This window comes from Maritalea sp. YIW29 (assembly GCF_057219265.1).
The window spans coordinates 1,007,837-1,024,881 of record NZ_JBXVVF010000001.1; the positions used below are offsets into that span (position 1 = coordinate 1,007,837).

At 49.7% G+C, this 17,045-nt stretch carries 17 protein-coding genes; 9 read left to right on the forward strand and 8 right to left on the reverse strand.

Annotated elements, in window-relative coordinates; genetic code table 11:
• The first annotated feature begins 1 nt into the window (after position 1).
• Both AC2D8L_RS04895 and AC2D8L_RS04900 read left to right on the forward strand, forming a co-directional pair.
• On the forward strand, positions 2-2,572 hold the full coding sequence (locus tag AC2D8L_RS04895) for a sensor histidine kinase (RefSeq protein ID WP_484684321.1): 2,571 nt from the start codon (positions 2-4) through the stop codon (positions 2,570-2,572).
• Positions 2,572-2,943: a phosphomannose isomerase type II C-terminal cupin domain gene (locus AC2D8L_RS04900; RefSeq protein ID WP_484684322.1), complete on the forward strand. Its 372-nt coding sequence runs from the start codon at positions 2,572-2,574 to the stop codon at positions 2,941-2,943. The genes AC2D8L_RS04895 and AC2D8L_RS04900 overlap by 1 nt, the downstream gene beginning before the upstream one ends.
• Positions 2,944-2,967: 24 nt before the next feature.
• Here the strand turns inward: AC2D8L_RS04900 and AC2D8L_RS04905 are convergent, their stop codons facing one another.
• The gene (locus tag AC2D8L_RS04905; RefSeq protein ID WP_484684323.1) at positions 2,968-3,378 is read right to left on the reverse strand and encodes a helix-turn-helix domain-containing protein; all 411 of its coding nucleotides are present in this window, start codon (positions 3,376-3,378) and stop codon (positions 2,968-2,970) included.
• Between the two features lie 163 nt (positions 3,379-3,541).
• On the opposite strand from AC2D8L_RS04905, the gene AC2D8L_RS04910 reads away from it, so the two are divergent.
• Entirely contained in the window at positions 3,542-3,997 is a 456-nt protein-coding gene (locus AC2D8L_RS04910; RefSeq protein WP_484684324.1) for a hypothetical protein, read from the forward strand.
• Here the strand turns inward: AC2D8L_RS04910 and AC2D8L_RS04915 are convergent.
• The 7 genes from AC2D8L_RS04915 to AC2D8L_RS04945 all read right to left on the reverse strand — a co-directional run bounded on the left by AC2D8L_RS04915 (position 3,984) and on the right by AC2D8L_RS04945 (position 11,221).
• Entirely contained in the window at positions 3,984-4,799 is an 816-nt protein-coding gene (locus AC2D8L_RS04915; protein WP_484684325.1) for an MBL fold metallo-hydrolase, read from the reverse strand. The two genes, AC2D8L_RS04910 and AC2D8L_RS04915, sit on opposite strands and share 14 nt — an antisense overlap.
• The gene (locus tag AC2D8L_RS04920) at positions 4,799-5,572 is read right to left on the reverse strand and encodes a TatD family hydrolase (RefSeq protein WP_484684326.1); all 774 of its coding nucleotides are present in this window, start codon (positions 5,570-5,572) and stop codon (positions 4,799-4,801) included. Before AC2D8L_RS04920 ends, AC2D8L_RS04915 begins: the two co-directional genes overlap by 1 nt.
• A gap of 4 nt (positions 5,573-5,576) precedes the next feature.
• Entirely contained in the window at positions 5,577-7,124 is a 1,548-nt protein-coding gene (metG, locus tag AC2D8L_RS04925) for a methionine--tRNA ligase (protein ID WP_484684327.1), read from the reverse strand.
• On the reverse strand, positions 7,121-8,167 hold the full coding sequence (locus AC2D8L_RS04930) for an AAA family ATPase (protein ID WP_484684328.1): 1,047 nt from the start codon (positions 8,165-8,167) through the stop codon (positions 7,121-7,123). Before AC2D8L_RS04930 ends, metG begins: the two co-directional genes overlap by 4 nt.
• A complete protein-coding gene (gene tmk, locus AC2D8L_RS04935; protein WP_484684329.1) occupies positions 8,167-8,820 on the reverse strand; it encodes a dTMP kinase in 654 nt (217 codons plus the stop codon). The genes AC2D8L_RS04930 and tmk overlap by 1 nt, the downstream gene beginning before the upstream one ends.
• Before the next feature lie 40 nt (positions 8,821-8,860).
• Positions 8,861-10,030: a D-alanyl-D-alanine carboxypeptidase family protein gene (locus tag AC2D8L_RS04940; protein WP_484684330.1), complete on the reverse strand. Its 1,170-nt coding sequence runs from the start codon at positions 10,028-10,030 to the stop codon at positions 8,861-8,863.
• Positions 10,031-10,105: 75 nt separating this feature from the next.
• Positions 10,106-11,221 (reverse strand): septal ring lytic transglycosylase RlpA family protein, encoded by a 1,116-nt coding sequence (locus tag AC2D8L_RS04945; RefSeq protein ID WP_484684331.1) that lies wholly within the window; start codon positions 11,219-11,221, stop codon positions 10,106-10,108.
• Between the two features lie 230 nt (positions 11,222-11,451).
• Between AC2D8L_RS04945 and bmt the strand changes: the two genes are divergently transcribed.
• Genes bmt through AC2D8L_RS04975 form a run of 6 tightly spaced genes read left to right on the forward strand, consistent with a single transcriptional unit; the run spans position 11,452 to position 17,043 of the window.
• Entirely contained in the window at positions 11,452-12,456 is a 1,005-nt protein-coding gene (gene bmt, locus AC2D8L_RS04950) for a betaine--homocysteine S-methyltransferase (RefSeq protein ID WP_484684332.1), read from the forward strand.
• Positions 12,457-12,480: 24 nt separating this feature from the next.
• A complete protein-coding gene (locus tag AC2D8L_RS04955; protein WP_484684333.1) occupies positions 12,481-13,167 on the forward strand; it encodes a corrinoid protein in 687 nt (228 codons plus the stop codon).
• A 5-nt stretch (positions 13,168-13,172) separates the two neighbouring features.
• Positions 13,173-13,784 carry a DUF1638 domain-containing protein gene (locus AC2D8L_RS04960; protein WP_484684334.1) on the forward strand — a complete coding sequence of 204 codons (612 nt, stop codon included), beginning with the start codon at positions 13,173-13,175 and terminating at the stop codon, positions 13,782-13,784.
• Positions 13,785-14,081: a virulence factor gene (locus tag AC2D8L_RS04965; protein ID WP_484684335.1), complete on the forward strand. Its 297-nt coding sequence runs from the start codon at positions 13,785-13,787 to the stop codon at positions 14,079-14,081.
• Between the two features lie 14 nt (positions 14,082-14,095).
• Positions 14,096-15,001 (forward strand): dihydropteroate synthase, encoded by a 906-nt coding sequence (locus AC2D8L_RS04970; RefSeq protein ID WP_484684336.1) that lies wholly within the window; start codon positions 14,096-14,098, stop codon positions 14,999-15,001.
• 5 nt (positions 15,002-15,006) lie between these two features.
• On the forward strand, positions 15,007-17,043 hold the full coding sequence (locus AC2D8L_RS04975) for an ASKHA domain-containing protein (RefSeq protein WP_484684337.1): 2,037 nt from the start codon (positions 15,007-15,009) through the stop codon (positions 17,041-17,043).
• The last annotated feature ends 2 nt before the right edge of the window (positions 17,044-17,045 follow it).

A 17,045-nucleotide genomic window follows, 5' to 3' on the forward strand; every position in this document is an offset into this window, starting at 1 on the left:
AATGGGTCGCTTCTCCAACTTTTCCATTCGAGACAGATTGTGGGCAGCACTTGCCGCGCTCACCTTCGCCACCTTAGTTGTTGGTAGCATCGCCTGGTATTCACTGGGGCAAATCAATCTGCGGTTGGATACATTGCACAGTCAAACTGTCTCGGAAGTCGCACGGGCCATTCGCCTTTCGCGCCAATCATCTAAAGTCGCAACTACCGCGCCATTCTTGCTCAGTTTTCCGTCTGAATATCTCATCGAGCGGGAAGGGGCGGAACTATCATTGTCCCTTGCGACGACGATTAACGACTGGAGTGAAGTTCGAACACCGAACTTGAACCAATATATTGAAATAACAGAATCTTTTCTGCCGTCGTTGGTTTCGATGAAGGCGGCTTCTGAAGACCTTGTTATCGTTGCATTGTTGCTAAAGAGCGATCTTGAAACGACAAATCAATTCATACGTGAAATACGCCAATTTGAGAGCGAGTTTGCAAAACTTTCAAGTGACTTGGTGCGCACGCAAGGTGAGCGCAGAGGTTGGCTGACTTTAGCTGCGCTTTCAAATACTCTGCTTAACGCCGCGCGCGCTGAGAATTTGATGTCGGTGGGGGAATACCGGCGCGCTTTTCAAGCTCAATTGCGTTCACCAGATATGCAAGTTCTTCTGCCCGAACAATCTCGCCGACTGTCAAATTTAATGAAGTTGGTGGATCCAGATAGCGGGTTGTTCGAACATAGAAGGCAGCAACTGTCGAAAAACTTAACCGCCCAAAATGCACTGTTTCGCATTAAAACGAACGCCTCAAAAATCAGCGAATTGACTGACGAATTTGCTTCGACCGCTGAACAATTTTTGTCCAGCGAGCGCATCGCTGCTTCGGCGACAATAACGCTGGCGCGCTATGTCATTTTGGCGGCGGTAGTTGGAAGTGTAATCATTGCCATCATTTCTGCAGCATTTGTATCCCGCTACGTTGCGCGCAATATTGGTTCCATATCAAACGCCCTTATGAAACTTGCTGGCGGTAATCACGCGGTTGAAATCAGCCAGTCGGTTAACTCAAACGACGAAATAGGCAAACTCTTTCGATCATTTAGAATATTTCGAGAGAATGCCCAAAAGCATGAGCGGCGGAGCCGTCAACTTCAGCGCACCAACGCACTCATTGAGAATGTCTTTTCCAACATTGGTGACGGTGTCGCAATTACAGGTGCCGATGGGAGGATTACAACCGCTAACCCCAGCTTACGACAAATTCTTGATCGACCCGTTGGTTCACATTTAACCGGTGAGCAATTGATAGATGTAATTCATTCAAGTGGATTCATTGAACCAACAGCGAACGTACAAAACAGCTCACTTTCTGACTTGTCCGTCGCAGAACTCACGCACAATGACACGATCATCGAAGTCCGTTCTGACGGGCTCCCAGAAGGTGGCCGCGTTTGGCTTTTTGCTGATGTGACCGAAAGAAGAAAGCTGGAAGAGCGCATCCAAAAGATAAAACACATCGAAGGCTTAGGGAAGGTATCCGGCGAAGTCGCCCATGACTTTGGGAACATCTTATCCAGCATTTCAGCCAACGCCGAAGTTGCGCTTCGAAATACTCAGGACGAAAAAGTGCGAACGGTCATCGAGCGCATTGCAGGCTCCGTCGATCACGGGACGGCTCTGGTTCAACGCCTGTTGGCGTTCGCAAAAAAGCAAACGCTTTCCCCCGAACCCGTAGAAATCAATCAACTGGTTGATGGCATTGTTGAATTGGTGGCGATTGGTTTGAAGGAGGGCGTGAGCCTGACAACCGCGCCATTGGAAACCGAAGCATGGGTTAATGTTGATCCGGGCCAGCTTGAAAGCGCATTGTTTAATGTGTGCCTCAACAGCAATCATGCGATTTCTACCACCGGGGAAATCAAGATCTCACTTAGTCAACCAACATCCAACATGGTCGAGATAATGATTGAAGATAATGGACAGGGAATGGGTGAGCAGACTTTGTCGCGGGTGTTCGAACCCTTTTTCTCCACCCGCTCCGAAAGCAGTGGCACCGGGTTGGGCTTAGCGATGGTTTATGGGTTCATCAAACAATCCGGTGGCGATGTTGATGTGCAAAGTGATCTTGGCGTTGGCACACGTGTAAAGCTAACCCTGCCATTGTGCGAAGCGCCAAGCATAGACCAACAGACGGCAACACGTGTTCAACAACCCGCTTTGATTATTGAAGATGAGCACAATATTGCGCAGCTCGCCAAAAACATGCTGACGAAGCACGGTTATGAGGCGCAAGTTTTCGCTTCAGCAAATGAAGCATTTCGGTTTGTAAGCAATGCCGACCGGTTGGACCTAGTATTGACCGACTTAAACCTTGAAGATGGCCACAAGGGTTTTGAACTCGTTTCAGAATGCCGCGACCGGTTCCCCAACATATTGGCGATCATTATGTCGGGCAGGCTCCCTGAACAGAGCTCCAACCTGATCCCCCAAGACGTTGGCAGAATTTCTAAGCCTTTAACTGATGAAAAACTGCGCCTTGAGATTGAGCGCCTAACAGACAACGAGATGAAACAAAGGAATTCTTGATGCTAGAGAATAATTACACTGCTGGCCAAACGGATACGAGACCCTGGGGAAACTGGGCGGTGCTAGCAACGGACCAACTTTTCACGCTAAAGAAAATCGCTGTCAGTCCAGGCGAGAGACTTTCCCTGCAATATCACAACCACCGTTCTGAGCATTGGATTGTGGTTGCTGGGGCAGGGGTTGTCACAATTGGTGCCGACCAAATTAAGGTTGAGCGCGGCAGCCATATTTATGTTCCCCGCGAAACTAAACATCGGATCGCCAACAACGAGGATGTGCCGCTGGTCTTCGTCGAATTGCAATTTGGTGAACGGTTGGACGAAGATGATATTGTTCGCGTCGAGGACGATTATGCACGATCCGAGACCTAGCGTTGCTAGCAGGTGACTTTCCACCTAACCGTTTCGCGCACCAGCCTTTAGATAATTACAAATAGTTGGGCGCGTGACCTTGAGCTGATCTGCAACATAGGAAATTGCGTTTCGGGCTTCGAACAAGCCATTGCCGGATGTTTGCCGCACGAGTTCGATTTTGTCGTTTCGGTTTAAAGCGGACAGAGATTTGCCCTTGCTTTGAAGGTACCTATTCAACGTAAGATTTATCTGTTCGCGCCAATCCTGACCCGGAAGATTGCTGGACGTGGCGTCTCTTTCAATCGCTACTAATCCGTCAATCATTTTGCGTACCGCATCAAACTTGGATGTATCCAGACTGATGCACAGCAAACCAATCGGGTTTTCATTCAGGTCAAACAAATACGCTGAGACTGACTTTAGCCGTAAACCCAGTTTAGAATGTGCCAACATATTGTTTTCAAACAAAAGTCGCACTTCAAGGTAGCGCGCACATAGTTAAATCGTATTTTCGCATAATATATATTATGGAACAAATTTATATCGTTCTCACTTCCTAGTTTGGGTGATATGGTTGAACACGCAAAGCGAATTTGGTTTCGGGTTGGGCATTTTCATGGGCAAAAGTAACGAGGATCAGCAACTCATTGATGAGTTGGTGAATGTTTTTTATGGACTGTTCGACAATCGTTCAGGCAAAATAGTTTGTCTGGATGAGTTGGACAACGTGATGTCGGATGATGTTCAGATCCGCAAATGTGTCGGTGATCAAATTGAAGTTTATGACATCGATACTTTTTCCGCTCCACGCCTTGAGCTGCTGAACTCCGGCAATCTCTCAGAATTTTACGAGTATGAATCCTTCAGCTCGACGCAAGTATCGGGAAACATTGCTCAGCGTTGGTCGCTTTACAAAAAATCTTGGTCTGAAAACGGAACGGAACAACTGGGCGAAGGCGCAAAAACGCTGCAGTTCGCTCGTTTTGCTGGCCAATGGCGGATTGTATCGATCGTTTGGGATGATTTGCCCGTTGGGTCAATCGAAAAGATTTTGGCGTCTAACTCAGTTTAATCGTTAGGCCGTCAAACGCTGGCATAACGTGATCTGGTGTTTCGGTGCGCACAGTTTCATAGTCCAAATCAATGTGCATATTTGTCAGAAATGCCTGTTTTGGTTGCATTTTTTTTATCCATACCAATGTTTCATCATATGAAAGATGGCTAGGATGCGGCGTTCTGCGCAGGGCGTCAACGATCCAGACATCGAGATCTTTCAGGTACCTTTGTGCACCTAGTGGAAAATCGGACACATCGCAAGAGTAGGCCAGTTTACCAATACGGAAACCAAGGGAATTTATATTGCCATGTGTTTGATTAAACACATGAATGTCGAGTGGACCGCCCTCGCCCTCGACTGTAACGGTTTGACCTTCAGCGATTTCATTGGCGTTGAGAATTGGTGGATACGCACTACCGGCAGGTGCTTGAAAACAATAACCAAATGCTGTGTTTAAACGGCCCAATGTCGGCTTATTCGCGTAGATCTCGACGCGTTTTTTGCTGTTTAACGCCAACACCCGCAGATCATCAATGCCGTGGGTATGGTCTGCATGGTCATGGGTGTACAACACGGCGTCCACACTGGTCACGCCTGCTTCAAGCAACTGTTCGCGGATATCGCAGCCCGTATCAATGACTACTGTTGTTTGTTCGGTCGGCGAACGCTTTGCCGTTATCAATAATGAGCAACGCCGACGGCGGTTTTTAGGGTTATTTGGGTCACAATCGCCCCAATTGCCACCAACACGTGGCACCCCACCAGACGAGCCACACCCGAGCACCGTAACTTCAATGTTTTGTTTCTGGTCCGTCATCAAACCGCCTTTGAAAACAAGCGATCAAAGTTTTGAGTTGTTGTTTTGGCAAATTGTTCAAAATCTAGGCCCAGATCGGCAGCTAAATATTCTGCGGTGTGCCGGACGAAAGATGGCTCATTTGATTTGCCACGATGGGGTACTGGTGCAAGATATGGCGCGTCGGTTTCGACCAAAATTCGATCAAGCGGCGCGAGATGCGCAGCGTCACGGATTGACTGAGCTGACTTAAACGTCGCAATACCAGAAAATGAGAGATAACCACCTAGCTCAATACCAACCTTGGCGAGTTCTAAACCGGCTGAAAAGCAATGTAGAACAAAGGGAAATGCGCCCTTTGCAGTTTCTTCCCGCAAAATCTTGATTGTATCTTCATCCGCTGAACGTGTGTGAATGACCAATGGTAACTTTGTTTGACGGGCGGCCGCAATATGCCGTCTAAACCCGGTTTCCTGGGCATCACGAGGCGCATTGTCGTAATGATAGTCTAGACCCGCCTCACCGATGGCCACGCATTTTGGGTGGGCAGAAAGCTCGACCAATTGCTCAACAGAGATGTCGAGCTCTTCATCTGCATTATGCGGATGGGTGCCCACAGAACAATAGACATTCTTGTTCTCATCGGCAATTTTGGTGATGGTATCGAACTTTTTCACCCGCGTGCAAATCGTCACCATCCGTTCAACACCAGCTGCGTTGGCGCGCTGCATAACGGCGTCAAAGTCTTCTTGCAATGAGTCAAAATCTAAGTGGCAATGGCTGTCAACGAGCATAAATTTATGACGCCTCTTTATCAAATCGTTTGAAAATTGGCGTAGGTGTTGGCAGCTCGACGCCAGGCTGCAATTTATGGTCTTCATTGACGTGCGCAAACATACGCTGATCACTTTCGACGGCTAGCATATCAAGGAATTTCGCAGCGGATGCCGGAACAACGGCTTGCGCTTGAATAGCCAATCGGCGAATAGCCTCTGCCGTAACATATAGCACCGTGTTCATCCGTTCAGGGTCCGTCTTTTTCAGCGCCCAAGGTTCGGCATTGGCGAAATAGCGGTTTGCTTCACCCACGACATCCCAAACGGCAGAAACAGCATCGTGCACGTGGTTTCTGTCGATTGCTTTGCGAGCAACATCGATTGCGGCGATACATGAGCCAAGGATTGCATTATCTTCGTCGGTCAATTCGCCTGGCGCTGGCACCTTGCCCTCGCAGTTTTTCGCGATCATCGAAAGTGAACGTTGCGCCAAGTTGCCAAAATCATTCGCCAAGTCCGCGTTACAGCGATTGATGAATTTCTCACGGCTATAATCGCCGTCATTGCCAAAATTAACTTCGCGTAGGAAGAAGAACCGCACAGGGTCAACGCCAAATTCGTCAATGATCTCAAATGGATCAACGACATTCCCAAGCGATTTAGACATCTTTTTGCCGTCATTGGTTAAAAAGCCATGTGCAAAAACACGTTTTGGCAATTCTATACCAGCTGACATCAAGAATGCAGGCCAATAGATGGCATGAAATCGGATAATGTCTTTGCCGATAACATGGACATCTGCCGGCCAATACTTTTTAAAGTCCTCGCTATCTATATCAGGATATCCAGCCCCTGTAAGATAGTTGGTCAGCGCATCGACCCAAACATACATGACGTGGCCGTCGGCATTGGGCACCGGAATACCCCAATCAAACGTAGTGCGCGAAATGGACAGGTCATTTAGGCCGGACTTCACAAATGAAGTGATCTCGTTTTTGCGAGATTTTGGACCGATGAAATCGGGGTTGTCTTCGTAAAGCTTTAAAAGACGGTCGCCGAAGGCGGAAAGACGGAAGAAGAAGCTCTCTTCCTCTACCCATTCAACTGGCGTGCCCTGTGGTGACAGTTTTTCACCGCCGTCACCGTCTTCCAGTTCACTTTCATCATAGTAGGCTTCATCCCGAACGGAGTACCAGCCGGCATATTTGCCATCATAAATGTCGCCACTTTCAACCATCTTGTTCCAAATGGCTTGGCTTGCCTCATAGTGGCGTTTTTCTGTCGTGCGGATGAACACATCATTTGACAGATCTAACGCTTCAGACAGGCGACGAAATTGGGCAGAGTTTTTATCCGCGAGCTGCTTGGGGGTAATCCCTTGCGCTTCAGCGGTTTGAGCCATCTTGATGCCGTGCTCGTCGGTGCCAGTCAAAAACCGCACATCATAGCCATCCAGCCGTTTAAACCGCGCCATGGCGTCAGTTCCGGCCATTTCGTAAGCGTGCCCAATATGCGGGACGCCGTTTGGATAGTGGATCGCTGTGGTGATGTAGTAGGTTTTGTCGGTCATGCGCTCGGTTCAAAGTTAATTGGTGCAGCGCGATCTAACTCACGAATGGCATCCAATATCATGATGATTGTTTGTTTTTTGTCGAGATTGAAAATTGCCTGCTCGTTCAGCATTTCAGAGGTCTTTTCCCATAGCTTTAGAGCATTGGCAAGCGCCGGGCTATGCTTATTGGTGGCCAGCAAATGTTTGGTGCGCCAGGCAATGGCATTCTCAAGCATTTCAATCGACATAGGCCATATTGCGTCGTCTTTTGATTGAGCAATCGAACCGGCAAGTTGCATAGCTTCTGCGTCGCCACCCGTATTTGGTTGTTGCAACCAGTGCCCCAGCGTCTGCAAAGTCGGGTCAGATGCTGCAAACACCGCCTCAAGTGCTTTTCGCGGACGGCCTCGCGCGAGTTCCATAATATTGTCTAGGTCAACACCGGCTTCACCTGCAATTTCCCCCACAACTTGGCGTACCTCGTCGTCACTCAGCACCCCCAGTCGAAGTAAACGACATCGCGAACGAATGGTTGGTAAGGTTCGGCCCAATTGGTTTGCTATCAACAAAAACAACGTATTTGCAGGTGGTTCTTCAAGTGTTTTAAGAAGCGCATTCGCGGCATTTGCGTTTAGATCGTCAATACTATCCACCACGCAAATGCGAAGCCCAGAAGTCGCTGCGCTTGTTTGGAAGAATTTCACGGCGTTGCGGACAATATCCACGGAAACACCAGCTGCAAACTTGCCGGTTTTATGATTGAACGCCCGCCGGATGATCTTCAAATTAGGGTGGGCTCCGTTGCCAACCATTTCAGCGACCCGGTGTGCTTCCTCATCACCACTAAGAACGAATAGTTCGCGGGCAATATCGAAGGCGAATGTTGCTTTGCCGATACCTTTTTGCCCAGCGATCAGCCAAGCGTGGTGCAATTTGCCTGAGCTGTAGGCATCCACAACTTGCTTCTTAGCAGCGAGGTGGCCAACAACTTGGCCTTGTTGCTCTGGAGGAAGAACTCCAGGCAGACCATCAGCATGCGAAGGTACGTCTTGAACTGCCATTACGCGGCCAATTCTGTAAAGCGCTCTTTCACACAATCCCAAATGGCGCTTTCCATATCGTTTGTGGATTGGTTGCCGTCAACCACCACAAACCGTTCCGGATTAGCCCGTGAGATGTCAAGAAAGTTGCGCCTCAGACGGCGGTGCCAATCCAAATTCTCTTTCTCGTAGCGATCAGGTGGTAGGTTTAAGCCATCCTCAGACGCCCGCTTGCGAACACGCTCAAAAGCAAGTTCCGGGTCCATGTCAATGAGGATCGTTAGGTCAGGCGTTGCGCCATTCAGCGCCAAGGTTTCCAACGCGTCGATCAACTCATCTGGGACGCCGCCAGTGAGGCCCTGATAGGCCCGCGTTGAATCACAAAAGCGATCCGATAAGACCCACTTATCGTCTTCAAGATTTGGCTTTATCATTGAATTTACGTGGTCCAGTCGAGCAGCTGCAAACAAGATTGCCTCAGCGCTTGGTCCCCACTGTTCTGACTTTCCTTGCAACAGAAACGAACGAATTGCTTCTGCGCGCGGTGTTCCACCCGGTTCGCGTGTGCGAACGGCTTCAACGCCCGATTTTGTGAGCTTGGAAACAAGGCGTTTGATTTGGGTTGATTTTCCAACCCCCTCACCGCCCTCAAATGTGATAAATTTTGACTTCATTCGAGTGCAATCAACAAGTGTTCAGGTGTACGGCTCGGCCTTAAAGCCAACCCAAGGCCAATTCTTTTAGTGCGTCAGTTGCGCGTCGAACAATTCCACCCTGCTCAACCGTTTCTACCGCATAGAGCGGAGAAGACTGGATCAAATTGTCGCCGCACCATACCTGCAATGTAGCGATTTCCTGGCCCTGTTCAACCGGCGGCATCAATGGTCCCCGATAAACAATTTTTGCACTCAAACAACGTCTAGATCCTTTTGGAATATAGATATCTACGCGCCCGTCGCCAACAACGCCCACCCTGCCACTTTCGCCGCCATAAACCGATACTTCACCGACAATCTCGCCATCGTCAAACGCCTCGAAACGCTCGAAGTTCCGCGATCCCCAGGTGACAAGTTTACGTGCTTCTTCGCTGCGTTCTTTTTTGGACTTCATGCCATGTAGCACGGCAATCAAGCGTCGACCATTCTCGGTGGTACTTGCGACGATTCCATATCCTGCAGCTTCGGTGTGGCCGGTTTTCAGGCCATCAACGCCGATCCCGTCATCAAGCAAAGTGTTCCGATTGCCCTGCTTAATCTTGTTCCACTCAAAGTTTGGCTCGGCAAAAATGGAGTAATATTCAGGGTATGATTTGATGATGTGCCGCGCCAAATTGCCAAGATCGCGAGCGGTGACGCGCATGTTCGGATCTGGCAGGCCAGTTGAGTTAGCAAATTCCGAGTTCTTTAATCCCAAGTCTTGTGCCATCTCATTCATCACACGAACAAACGAATTCTCGGTACCACCAATGCCCTCAGCGATGGCGATGCTCGCGTCATTGCCAGACTGAATGATGATGGAACGTAAAAGATCCTCAACGCTTACTTTGGAATTGAGTTCGGCGAACATTGTTGAACCGCCCGAAGATGCACCGCCTTCGCGCCAAGCCTTTTCGGAGATGAACATTTCATCGTCCATTGCCAATTGACCACGCTGCAGGCGCTGAAAAGCCACCGCAACCGTCATCAACTTCGCCATGGAAGCGGGTTCCATCAGTTCGTCGGCATTTTTTTGAAAAAGTACGGTGCCAGATTCGTAGTCCATCAGGACGGCGAATTTGGCTTTAGTCTCAAATTCCAATTGAGCGAATGCAATGGCCGTTAGGCAGAGCCAAATCGCACTGGCAACACTCAACAAACAAACAATGTGGCGGCGTATGGCCGTCATAAATCCCCTCACCGCCTGATTCACTGATTATGCGACCAGGCCCAAACCGAACAAACATTTGGCGTAAGAGATTTATTACAACACGAAATCGTTTAGGCCAAGGCGTTGCGCAAGATCATTTACATCCTGATGGGTGACCCCGTGGCGCAATTGTTCCAAATAGACCTGCGTTACCGGTTTGCCATTTACCGTTGTTGGGCGCAAATCGACAATGCCGAGCAGTGCAAATGATTGTCCAACATGGTGCGCGGCTTCATTGGTTTGGAAAATGCCGATTGAGCGATCAACGCGTGTCAGCGGGCGTTCAACGTCATTTTGCCATTGGTGTAGCGCAATATTGCCACTCGCCATTTGGGTGACCGCTTGATGTGCACCATTGACGAAACTCGGATCGCCCTCAGTTTTGCTGGCGTAAGAAGACGCAAGTAAATCGAAGGTTTCATCTGAGAAACCAGGTGTCTGCAACAATTGCGTGCGTTTGGGAGGTTGCGGTGCCTGTGCTGGCCGCTGCAGCTGATCAAGCGACATGCTGGCTAGGCGCATTGTATTACTATTAAACGCTAATCGGGTTGCGCCGCGTTCCATGTCGGTTTTTTTGTTGATGCTGGCCACTAGGAAACGTGTATCGTCGCCATTTAGCGGCGCCCTGCCAACATATTGAACCCGAACTTTGGCAGTCCCTTTTTGCTTTATCTGCAAAATATCTGCTGTTCGGCTAGAAAGATCTATCAGGCGACCATGGGCAAATGGGCCCCTGTCGTTCACACGCACCATCACGGAACTGCCATTGCTCAAGTTCGTTACACGAACATAAGAAGGCAAAGGAAGCGTTGGATGTGCGGCGCTTAATGCATTTTGATCAAAAATTTCACCGTTGGCCGTTAGCCGGCCGTGAAAGTTTGGCCCATACCAAGATGCAATGCCTGTTTTGTTGTACCCGGGCTCATCCTTTGGATGATACCATTTGCCGGCAACTTTATAGGGCTTACCAATTTGACTGCGCCCGCCACCTTTTTTGACACGAGAACTAGACGTCAAACGCGGAGAAGCAGAAACACCATATTCGGATGAAGAAAATTTAGTTTTCGTGTTCACCAATGGGTTCGCATCGCTGCACGCAGCTAGTGCGGGAACGGCGAGTGCCAATACGATCGCTAGGCGAGCGCTGTATCCAAGTTTCTTCAAAGTCATAGGTGCGCACACAATACATTTATCCAATATCGACAATTTTATACAATCGATTAGGGTGTTTTGGCTAATTATGATCACTTACATGGTTGCTGCAATCTTAACCACCGCTTTCTTAACTAGAAATAAGGCGATGGTGTGTCACAATTTTTCCTCTAAAGTGATGATATAAAGCTTTCTTTATATCCCATTTATGTTATGACAATTCAAATTCTGAACATAAGAAATGGTCAATGAACGTGAATAAACTCCAGAAATTGCTTGATGAACGCGGCATTCTGCTCGCTGACGGCGCTACGGGTACCAATTTGATCCCGATGGGACTTGATTCTGGCCAGGCACCGGAAGCATGGAACTTTGACCATATCGACCGAATCCAAGCGCTACACCAGTCATTTATCGACGCTGGATCAGACATTTTGGTGACCAATAGTTTCGGCGGTACTGCACGTCGTCTCCACCTGCACCAACTGGATGACAGAGTTGTAGAAGTGAATGAAGCCGCAGCGACCATCGCTGGCGACCTCGTTGCTAAATCTGGTCGCGAAATTATTGTTGCCGGATCTGTTGGCCCAACAGGTGATCTTTTGGTCCCACTTGGCGAGTTAACATATGAAGGCGCTGTTGAAGCGTTCATCGAGCAGATGACGGGCTTAAAACAAGGCGGGGCAGACGTTGCATGGATCGAAACCATGTCCTCACCTGAAGAAATTGACGCGGCAATCGAAGCTGCTGGTGAAGTGGGCATGGATTATGTCGTCACCGCAAGTTTTGACACCGCTGGCAAAACAATGATGGGCTTTGCACCCGCAGACTTTGGCGAAGCGATGCAAGCTAGAGATAAAAAGCCACTGGCGTTCGGTTCGAACTGTGGTGTGGGTGCATCCGACTTGTTGGTGGCGGCGATTGACCTTGTAGCCCATTCTGGCGGCATTCCAGTGGTGGCAAAAGCAAATGCGGGCATTCCAAAGATTGCTGGCGACAAAGTGGTTTATTCTGGCTCGCCGGAACTAATGGGCGACTACGCAAAACTAGCTATGAATTTAGGCATTTCCATTATCGGCGGTTGCTGCGGCAACAGCCCGGCACACGTGAAAGCAATGGCTGATGCGGTTCGCACTCACAATGGTGGTGATGCGCCAACTGCAGAAGAAATTATTGAAACATTGGGGCCCCTCGTGTCACCAAAATCTGAAAAAACCGCGGACCGTTCTAACCGCCGACGTCGGCGCTCTTAAGATATCTAGATAGGGATCAGTGATATGGCAGATGAAGAAGAAATCATCCTTTCGGATTTGAGTGATGAAGAACTTTCTGAGCAAATGCAGGACGATCTTTATGACGGATTAAAACCCGAAATCGAGGAAGGTGTGAACATTTTCCTTGAACGGGGTTGGACGCCCTATGACATTTTGACCAAGGTCCTAGTGGCGGGCATGAAAGTTGTAGGTGATGATTTCCGTGACGGCATTCTGTTTGTGCCTGAAGTGCTTCTGGCGGCGAACGCCATGAAGGGCGGCATGTTCATCTTGCGTCCGCTCCTCACCGAAACCGGCGCACCCAAAATGGGCAAAATGGTTGTCGGCACGGTGAAGGGTGACATTCACGATATCGGCAAAAACCTTGTGGGTATGATGATGGAAGGCGCTGGCTTTGAAGTCATCGACCTTGGTATCAACACGGATGTTGACCAATTCTTGGCGGCGATAGAAGAACATAAACCTGACATTTTGGGCATGTCTGCTTTGCTGACCACCACCATGACCTACATGAAAGTGGTAATAGAGACGCTAAAGGAAAAAGGCATTCGCGACGAATTGATCGTCATCGTTGGCGGCGCGCCACTGAACGAAGAGTTTGGCGAAGCCATCGGCGCTGATGCGTATTGTAAAGACGCGGCGATTGCTGTGGAAACGGCAAAACGCCTTATTTCACAACAGGCTGCGTAAAACTCATGTCGCAAGAGAGCAATCCAACCGCTGTCGGTAAAACAGGCCTTGTGGCCTGTGGAGCGTTAGCGCGTGAGATATTGACGATCCAGAAACAATTGGGCGACGTGCCGTTTGAAACCAAATTTCTGCCAGCAAATTTGCATAATCGACCATCGGAAATTCCGGCGGCTGTCGACGCTGCATTGGCCGAACTGGCAAATGATTGCGACCAATTGCTTGTGGGCTATGGGGATTGCGGCACAGCGGGCAAGTTGGACAGCGTACTTGAAAAACATGACGCAACGCGGCTTGATGGCGCGCACTGCTATGCGTTCTTTTTGGGGCTAGACCAGTTTGATCAGTTGCAGGATGCAGAACCTGGCACATTCTATCTAACCGATTATTTGGTGCGCCAGTTTGACACTTTGGTGTTTAAACCATTGGGGTTGGATCGGCACCCAGAGCTATTGGACGCATATTTCGGCAATTACACGCGCCTGATCTATCTCGCTCAATCCGACGACGCAAAATTGACGCAAAAAGCTGAGGACGCAGCGAAACGTTTAGGCCTTCGCTTTGAACAAAAATCAACGGCATTTGGCTTGTTGGAACCATTTCTAAAAGGGGCGGCGTAAATGTCCATCACGATTATTTATTGGCGCGATATACCGACGCAGCTGACCCATGGCCGCGGCCGAAAGGGACTAAAACGCCCCCTCGCCGACCGCTTTTTGGTGGCCGTTGATAAAGCCGCCATGGAAAGTGGCGCGGATGACACCGACAGTTATTTGGCCGAGTGGCGTCGCGAAACAGTTGAAATTGGCGATGAGGCTCCGGCAGACGCGGTGGAGCGGATCGCCGTTGAGCTTGAAGAACAATTTCCGACAAAAATCTTGGCAGAGATCGCCCGCAATGGCGGCAACAAAGTTTAAAAAGGCATAGAATAATGACCGTACGTACCGTCCTGTCTTCTCCGACCAAAGAAATTTCTATTGGGTTTGACCAACCGTTTTGCGTGATTGGCGAGCGGATCAACCCAACTGGCCGCAAAAAACTGGCTGCCGAAATGAAAGAGCACGACTATACAACTGTGCAGGCCGATGCTTTGGCGCAAGTTGCGGCGGGCGCGCATGTTTTGGACATTAATGCCGGTGTGCCTTTGGCGGATGAGCCTAAAATTTTGGCCGAGTGTATTCAATTGGTGCAAAGTTTGACCGATACGCCGATTTCTATCGATAGTTCGATCATCGATGCGCTTGAAGCGGGTTTGGCTGTTTATCAGGGCAAGCCTTTGGTCAACTCGGTGACTGGTGAAGACGAATCGCTGGAACGCGTATTGCCATTGGTCAAAAAATATGGTGCGGCTGTTGTTGCGATTTCAAACGACGAGACCGGCATTTCCACTGATCCTGACGTACGCTATGCGGTGGCTAAGAAAATCGTTGAACGCGCTCAAGATCATGGCATCCCAAAAGAAGACGTGGTGGTTGACCCATTGGTAATGCCAATTGGCGCAATGAATGATGCAGGCCGGCAGGTGTTTGCCCTATTGCGTCGTTTGCGTGAAGAATTGCAAGTCAACACAACTTGTGGCGCATCAAATGTCGGTTTCGGCATTCCAAACCGCCAATTGATGACCGGCCACTTCATCGCTATGGCCGCAGGCCACGGCATGACATCAGCCATCATGAGCCCATTGCACAAAGAGCAAATGGATGCGGTTCGGGCGGCGAACGTTCTGAACGGATTAGACCCAGATTGTGCAGAATGGCTTCGCGCCAACCGCCCTGTGGTTGAAGGCGAAGAGCCAGGTGGGCGCGGACGCCGTTCTGGCCGCAGAAGACGCGGATAACTCATATGAGCGCCGAACAAGAAGACGCGTTGGTTGTATTCCAGCCCTCTGGGCATAAGGGCCGGTTTCCGATTGGGACGCCGTTGCTGGACGCAGCGCGTGAGTTGGGCGTTTATGTTGAAAGCGTTTGCGGCGGCCGAGGCATTTGCGGCAAATGCCAAGTGTCTGTTGCAGAAGGTAATTTTGCAAAGTTCAATATTGATAGTCGAGAAAGCGCGCTTTCAGAAAAAGGCTTCAAGGAACAGCGGTACGAAGAAAAGCGTGGCCTAGATATTGGCCATCGCCTTTCCTGCTCTGCAACTTTGCAGGGCGACGTTGTACTGGAAATTCCTGATGCATTTAAAGCCGCCGGTCAAACAATTCGCAAAGACGCGGACACCATTGGCATGGTGCGCAAACCGGCTGTTCGGCTTTATTTTGTCGAGGTTGAGCAACCAGACATGCACAATCCGTTGGGTGATGCTGATCGGTTGTGCAAGGCTGTTTCAGATCAATTTGGCTTGGGAAAAATCACAGTCGCTCATCGCCTAAAAACTGGCTTGCAAAAACTATTGCGCAAGGCCGATTGGCAAGTCACCGTCGCCATTCACAACCCAACAAGTGCCGCCGAAATTGTAGCGATTTTCCCCGGCTATTCTGAAGACATAACTGGGCTTGCCGTCGATATCGGGTCCACCACCATCGCGGCACACCTCACAGACTTAATGACGGGTGAGATTTTGGCCTCCGCCGGGGTCGCTAACCCGCAAATTCGGTTTGGCGAAGACTTAATGTCCCGCGTCTCCTATGTCATGATGAACGATAACGGGCAGCAAAACCTAACCGAGGCTGTTGTTGACGCGGTGAATGGTTTAATTGACCAATTGCTAGATATTGCTAACCGCGAACGCGACCAATTGCTGGATGCCGTTTTCGTCGCCAATCCGGTGATGCATCATCTGTTTTTGGGCTGGGACCCGACCGAAATTGGTCAAGCGCCGTTTGCCTTGGTTCAATCCGAGGCCGTGCATTGCACAGCATTAGACATCGGCTTGAACCTGAACGACGACGCCTCGATTTATTTGCTGCCATTGATTGCTGGGCATGTGGGTGCTGATGCAGCAGCCGTGATGCTTGCGCAGCACCCGGAAACGGAACCGCATCCGACCTTGGTTGTTGATGTGGGCACCAATGCAGAAATCGCCCTTTGGGATGGCAATCAGCTTTTAGCCGCGTCCTCCCCAACTGGTCCGGCATTTGAAGGTGCGGAAACCTCGTGCGGGCAACGGGCGGCACCGGGTGCTATTGAGCGTATTCGTGTTGATCGTAAAACGCTGAAATGTCGCTATAAAATCATTGGAACAGAAGAATGGTCCGACGGCCCTGAATTTGAGGAAAATTCAAAAACAACAGGCGTTACCGGCATCTGTGGTTCCGGCATTATCGAGATAATTGGAGAGATGTTACTTGCAGGGATATTGACCCAAGACGGTATTATTCGTTCTCCGCAAAACCAGGCCGAAGAAGCCGTTCTAAAACCGAATGGTAGAACTTGGTCCTTCATTGTGCGCGAAGGTACGCCGCATATTGAAGTGACACAAAATGATGTTCGGGCCATTCAATTGGCCAAGGCTGCGCTTTATGCGGGTGTGAAACTACTGATGCAAAAATCTGGCATCCCAAAAGTTGGCGAAATCCGGCTGGCAGGCGCGTTTGGTTCTTACATTGATCCAGCTTACGCCATGTTGCTTGGTCTGGTGCCCGATTGCGAAGTCGATAAAGTGACCGCCGTTGGCAATGCTGCCGGGCAAGGCGCGTTGATTGCGTTGCTCGACGTCAATGCTCGTGCACGCATCGAACAGACAGTGCAAGAAGTCACCAAAATCGAAACAGCCCTAGAAGCGGACTTCCAAGATCTATTTGTCGCCGCCATGGGTTTGCCCAATAGCGTTGATGATTTTGCGCTGACACGCGCCCATTTTGATATGGTGGCGTTTTCGCCCCAAGATAGTGGTTCAGAAGGCGGACGCCCACGTCGCCGTGGGCGTAACCGTTCTCGTTGATC

Coding starts and splice junctions, on each gene's coding strand:
- AC2D8L_RS04895 (WP_484684321.1), top strand. CDS start 2: ATGGGTCGCTTCTCCAACTTTTCCATTCGAGACAGATTGTGGGCAGCA.
- AC2D8L_RS04900 (WP_484684322.1), top strand. CDS start 2,572: ATGCTAGAGAATAATTACACTGCTGGCCAAACGGATACGAGACCCTGG.
- AC2D8L_RS04905 (WP_484684323.1), bottom strand. CDS start 3,378: ATGTTGGCACATTCTAAACTGGGTTTACGGCTAAAGTCAGTCTCAGCG.
- AC2D8L_RS04910 (WP_484684324.1), top strand. CDS start 3,542: ATGGGCAAAAGTAACGAGGATCAGCAACTCATTGATGAGTTGGTGAAT.
- AC2D8L_RS04915 (WP_484684325.1), bottom strand. CDS start 4,799: ATGACGGACCAGAAACAAAACATTGAAGTTACGGTGCTCGGGTGTGGC.
- AC2D8L_RS04920 (WP_484684326.1), bottom strand. CDS start 5,572: ATGCTCGTTGACAGCCATTGCCACTTAGATTTTGACTCATTGCAAGAA.
- metG (WP_484684327.1), bottom strand. CDS start 7,124: ATGACCGACAAAACCTACTACATCACCACAGCGATCCACTATCCAAAC.
- AC2D8L_RS04930 (WP_484684328.1), bottom strand. CDS start 8,167: ATGGCAGTTCAAGACGTACCTTCGCATGCTGATGGTCTGCCTGGAGTT.
- tmk (WP_484684329.1), bottom strand. CDS start 8,820: ATGAAGTCAAAATTTATCACATTTGAGGGCGGTGAGGGGGTTGGAAAA.
- AC2D8L_RS04940 (WP_484684330.1), bottom strand. CDS start 10,030: ATGACGGCCATACGCCGCCACATTGTTTGTTTGTTGAGTGTTGCCAGT.
- AC2D8L_RS04945 (WP_484684331.1), bottom strand. CDS start 11,221: ATGACTTTGAAGAAACTTGGATACAGCGCTCGCCTAGCGATCGTATTG.
- bmt (WP_484684332.1), top strand. CDS start 11,452: ATGAACGTGAATAAACTCCAGAAATTGCTTGATGAACGCGGCATTCTG.
- AC2D8L_RS04955 (WP_484684333.1), top strand. CDS start 12,481: ATGGCAGATGAAGAAGAAATCATCCTTTCGGATTTGAGTGATGAAGAA.
- AC2D8L_RS04960 (WP_484684334.1), top strand. CDS start 13,173: ATGTCGCAAGAGAGCAATCCAACCGCTGTCGGTAAAACAGGCCTTGTG.
- AC2D8L_RS04965 (WP_484684335.1), top strand. CDS start 13,785: ATGTCCATCACGATTATTTATTGGCGCGATATACCGACGCAGCTGACC.
- AC2D8L_RS04970 (WP_484684336.1), top strand. CDS start 14,096: ATGACCGTACGTACCGTCCTGTCTTCTCCGACCAAAGAAATTTCTATT.
- AC2D8L_RS04975 (WP_484684337.1), top strand. CDS start 15,007: ATGAGCGCCGAACAAGAAGACGCGTTGGTTGTATTCCAGCCCTCTGGG.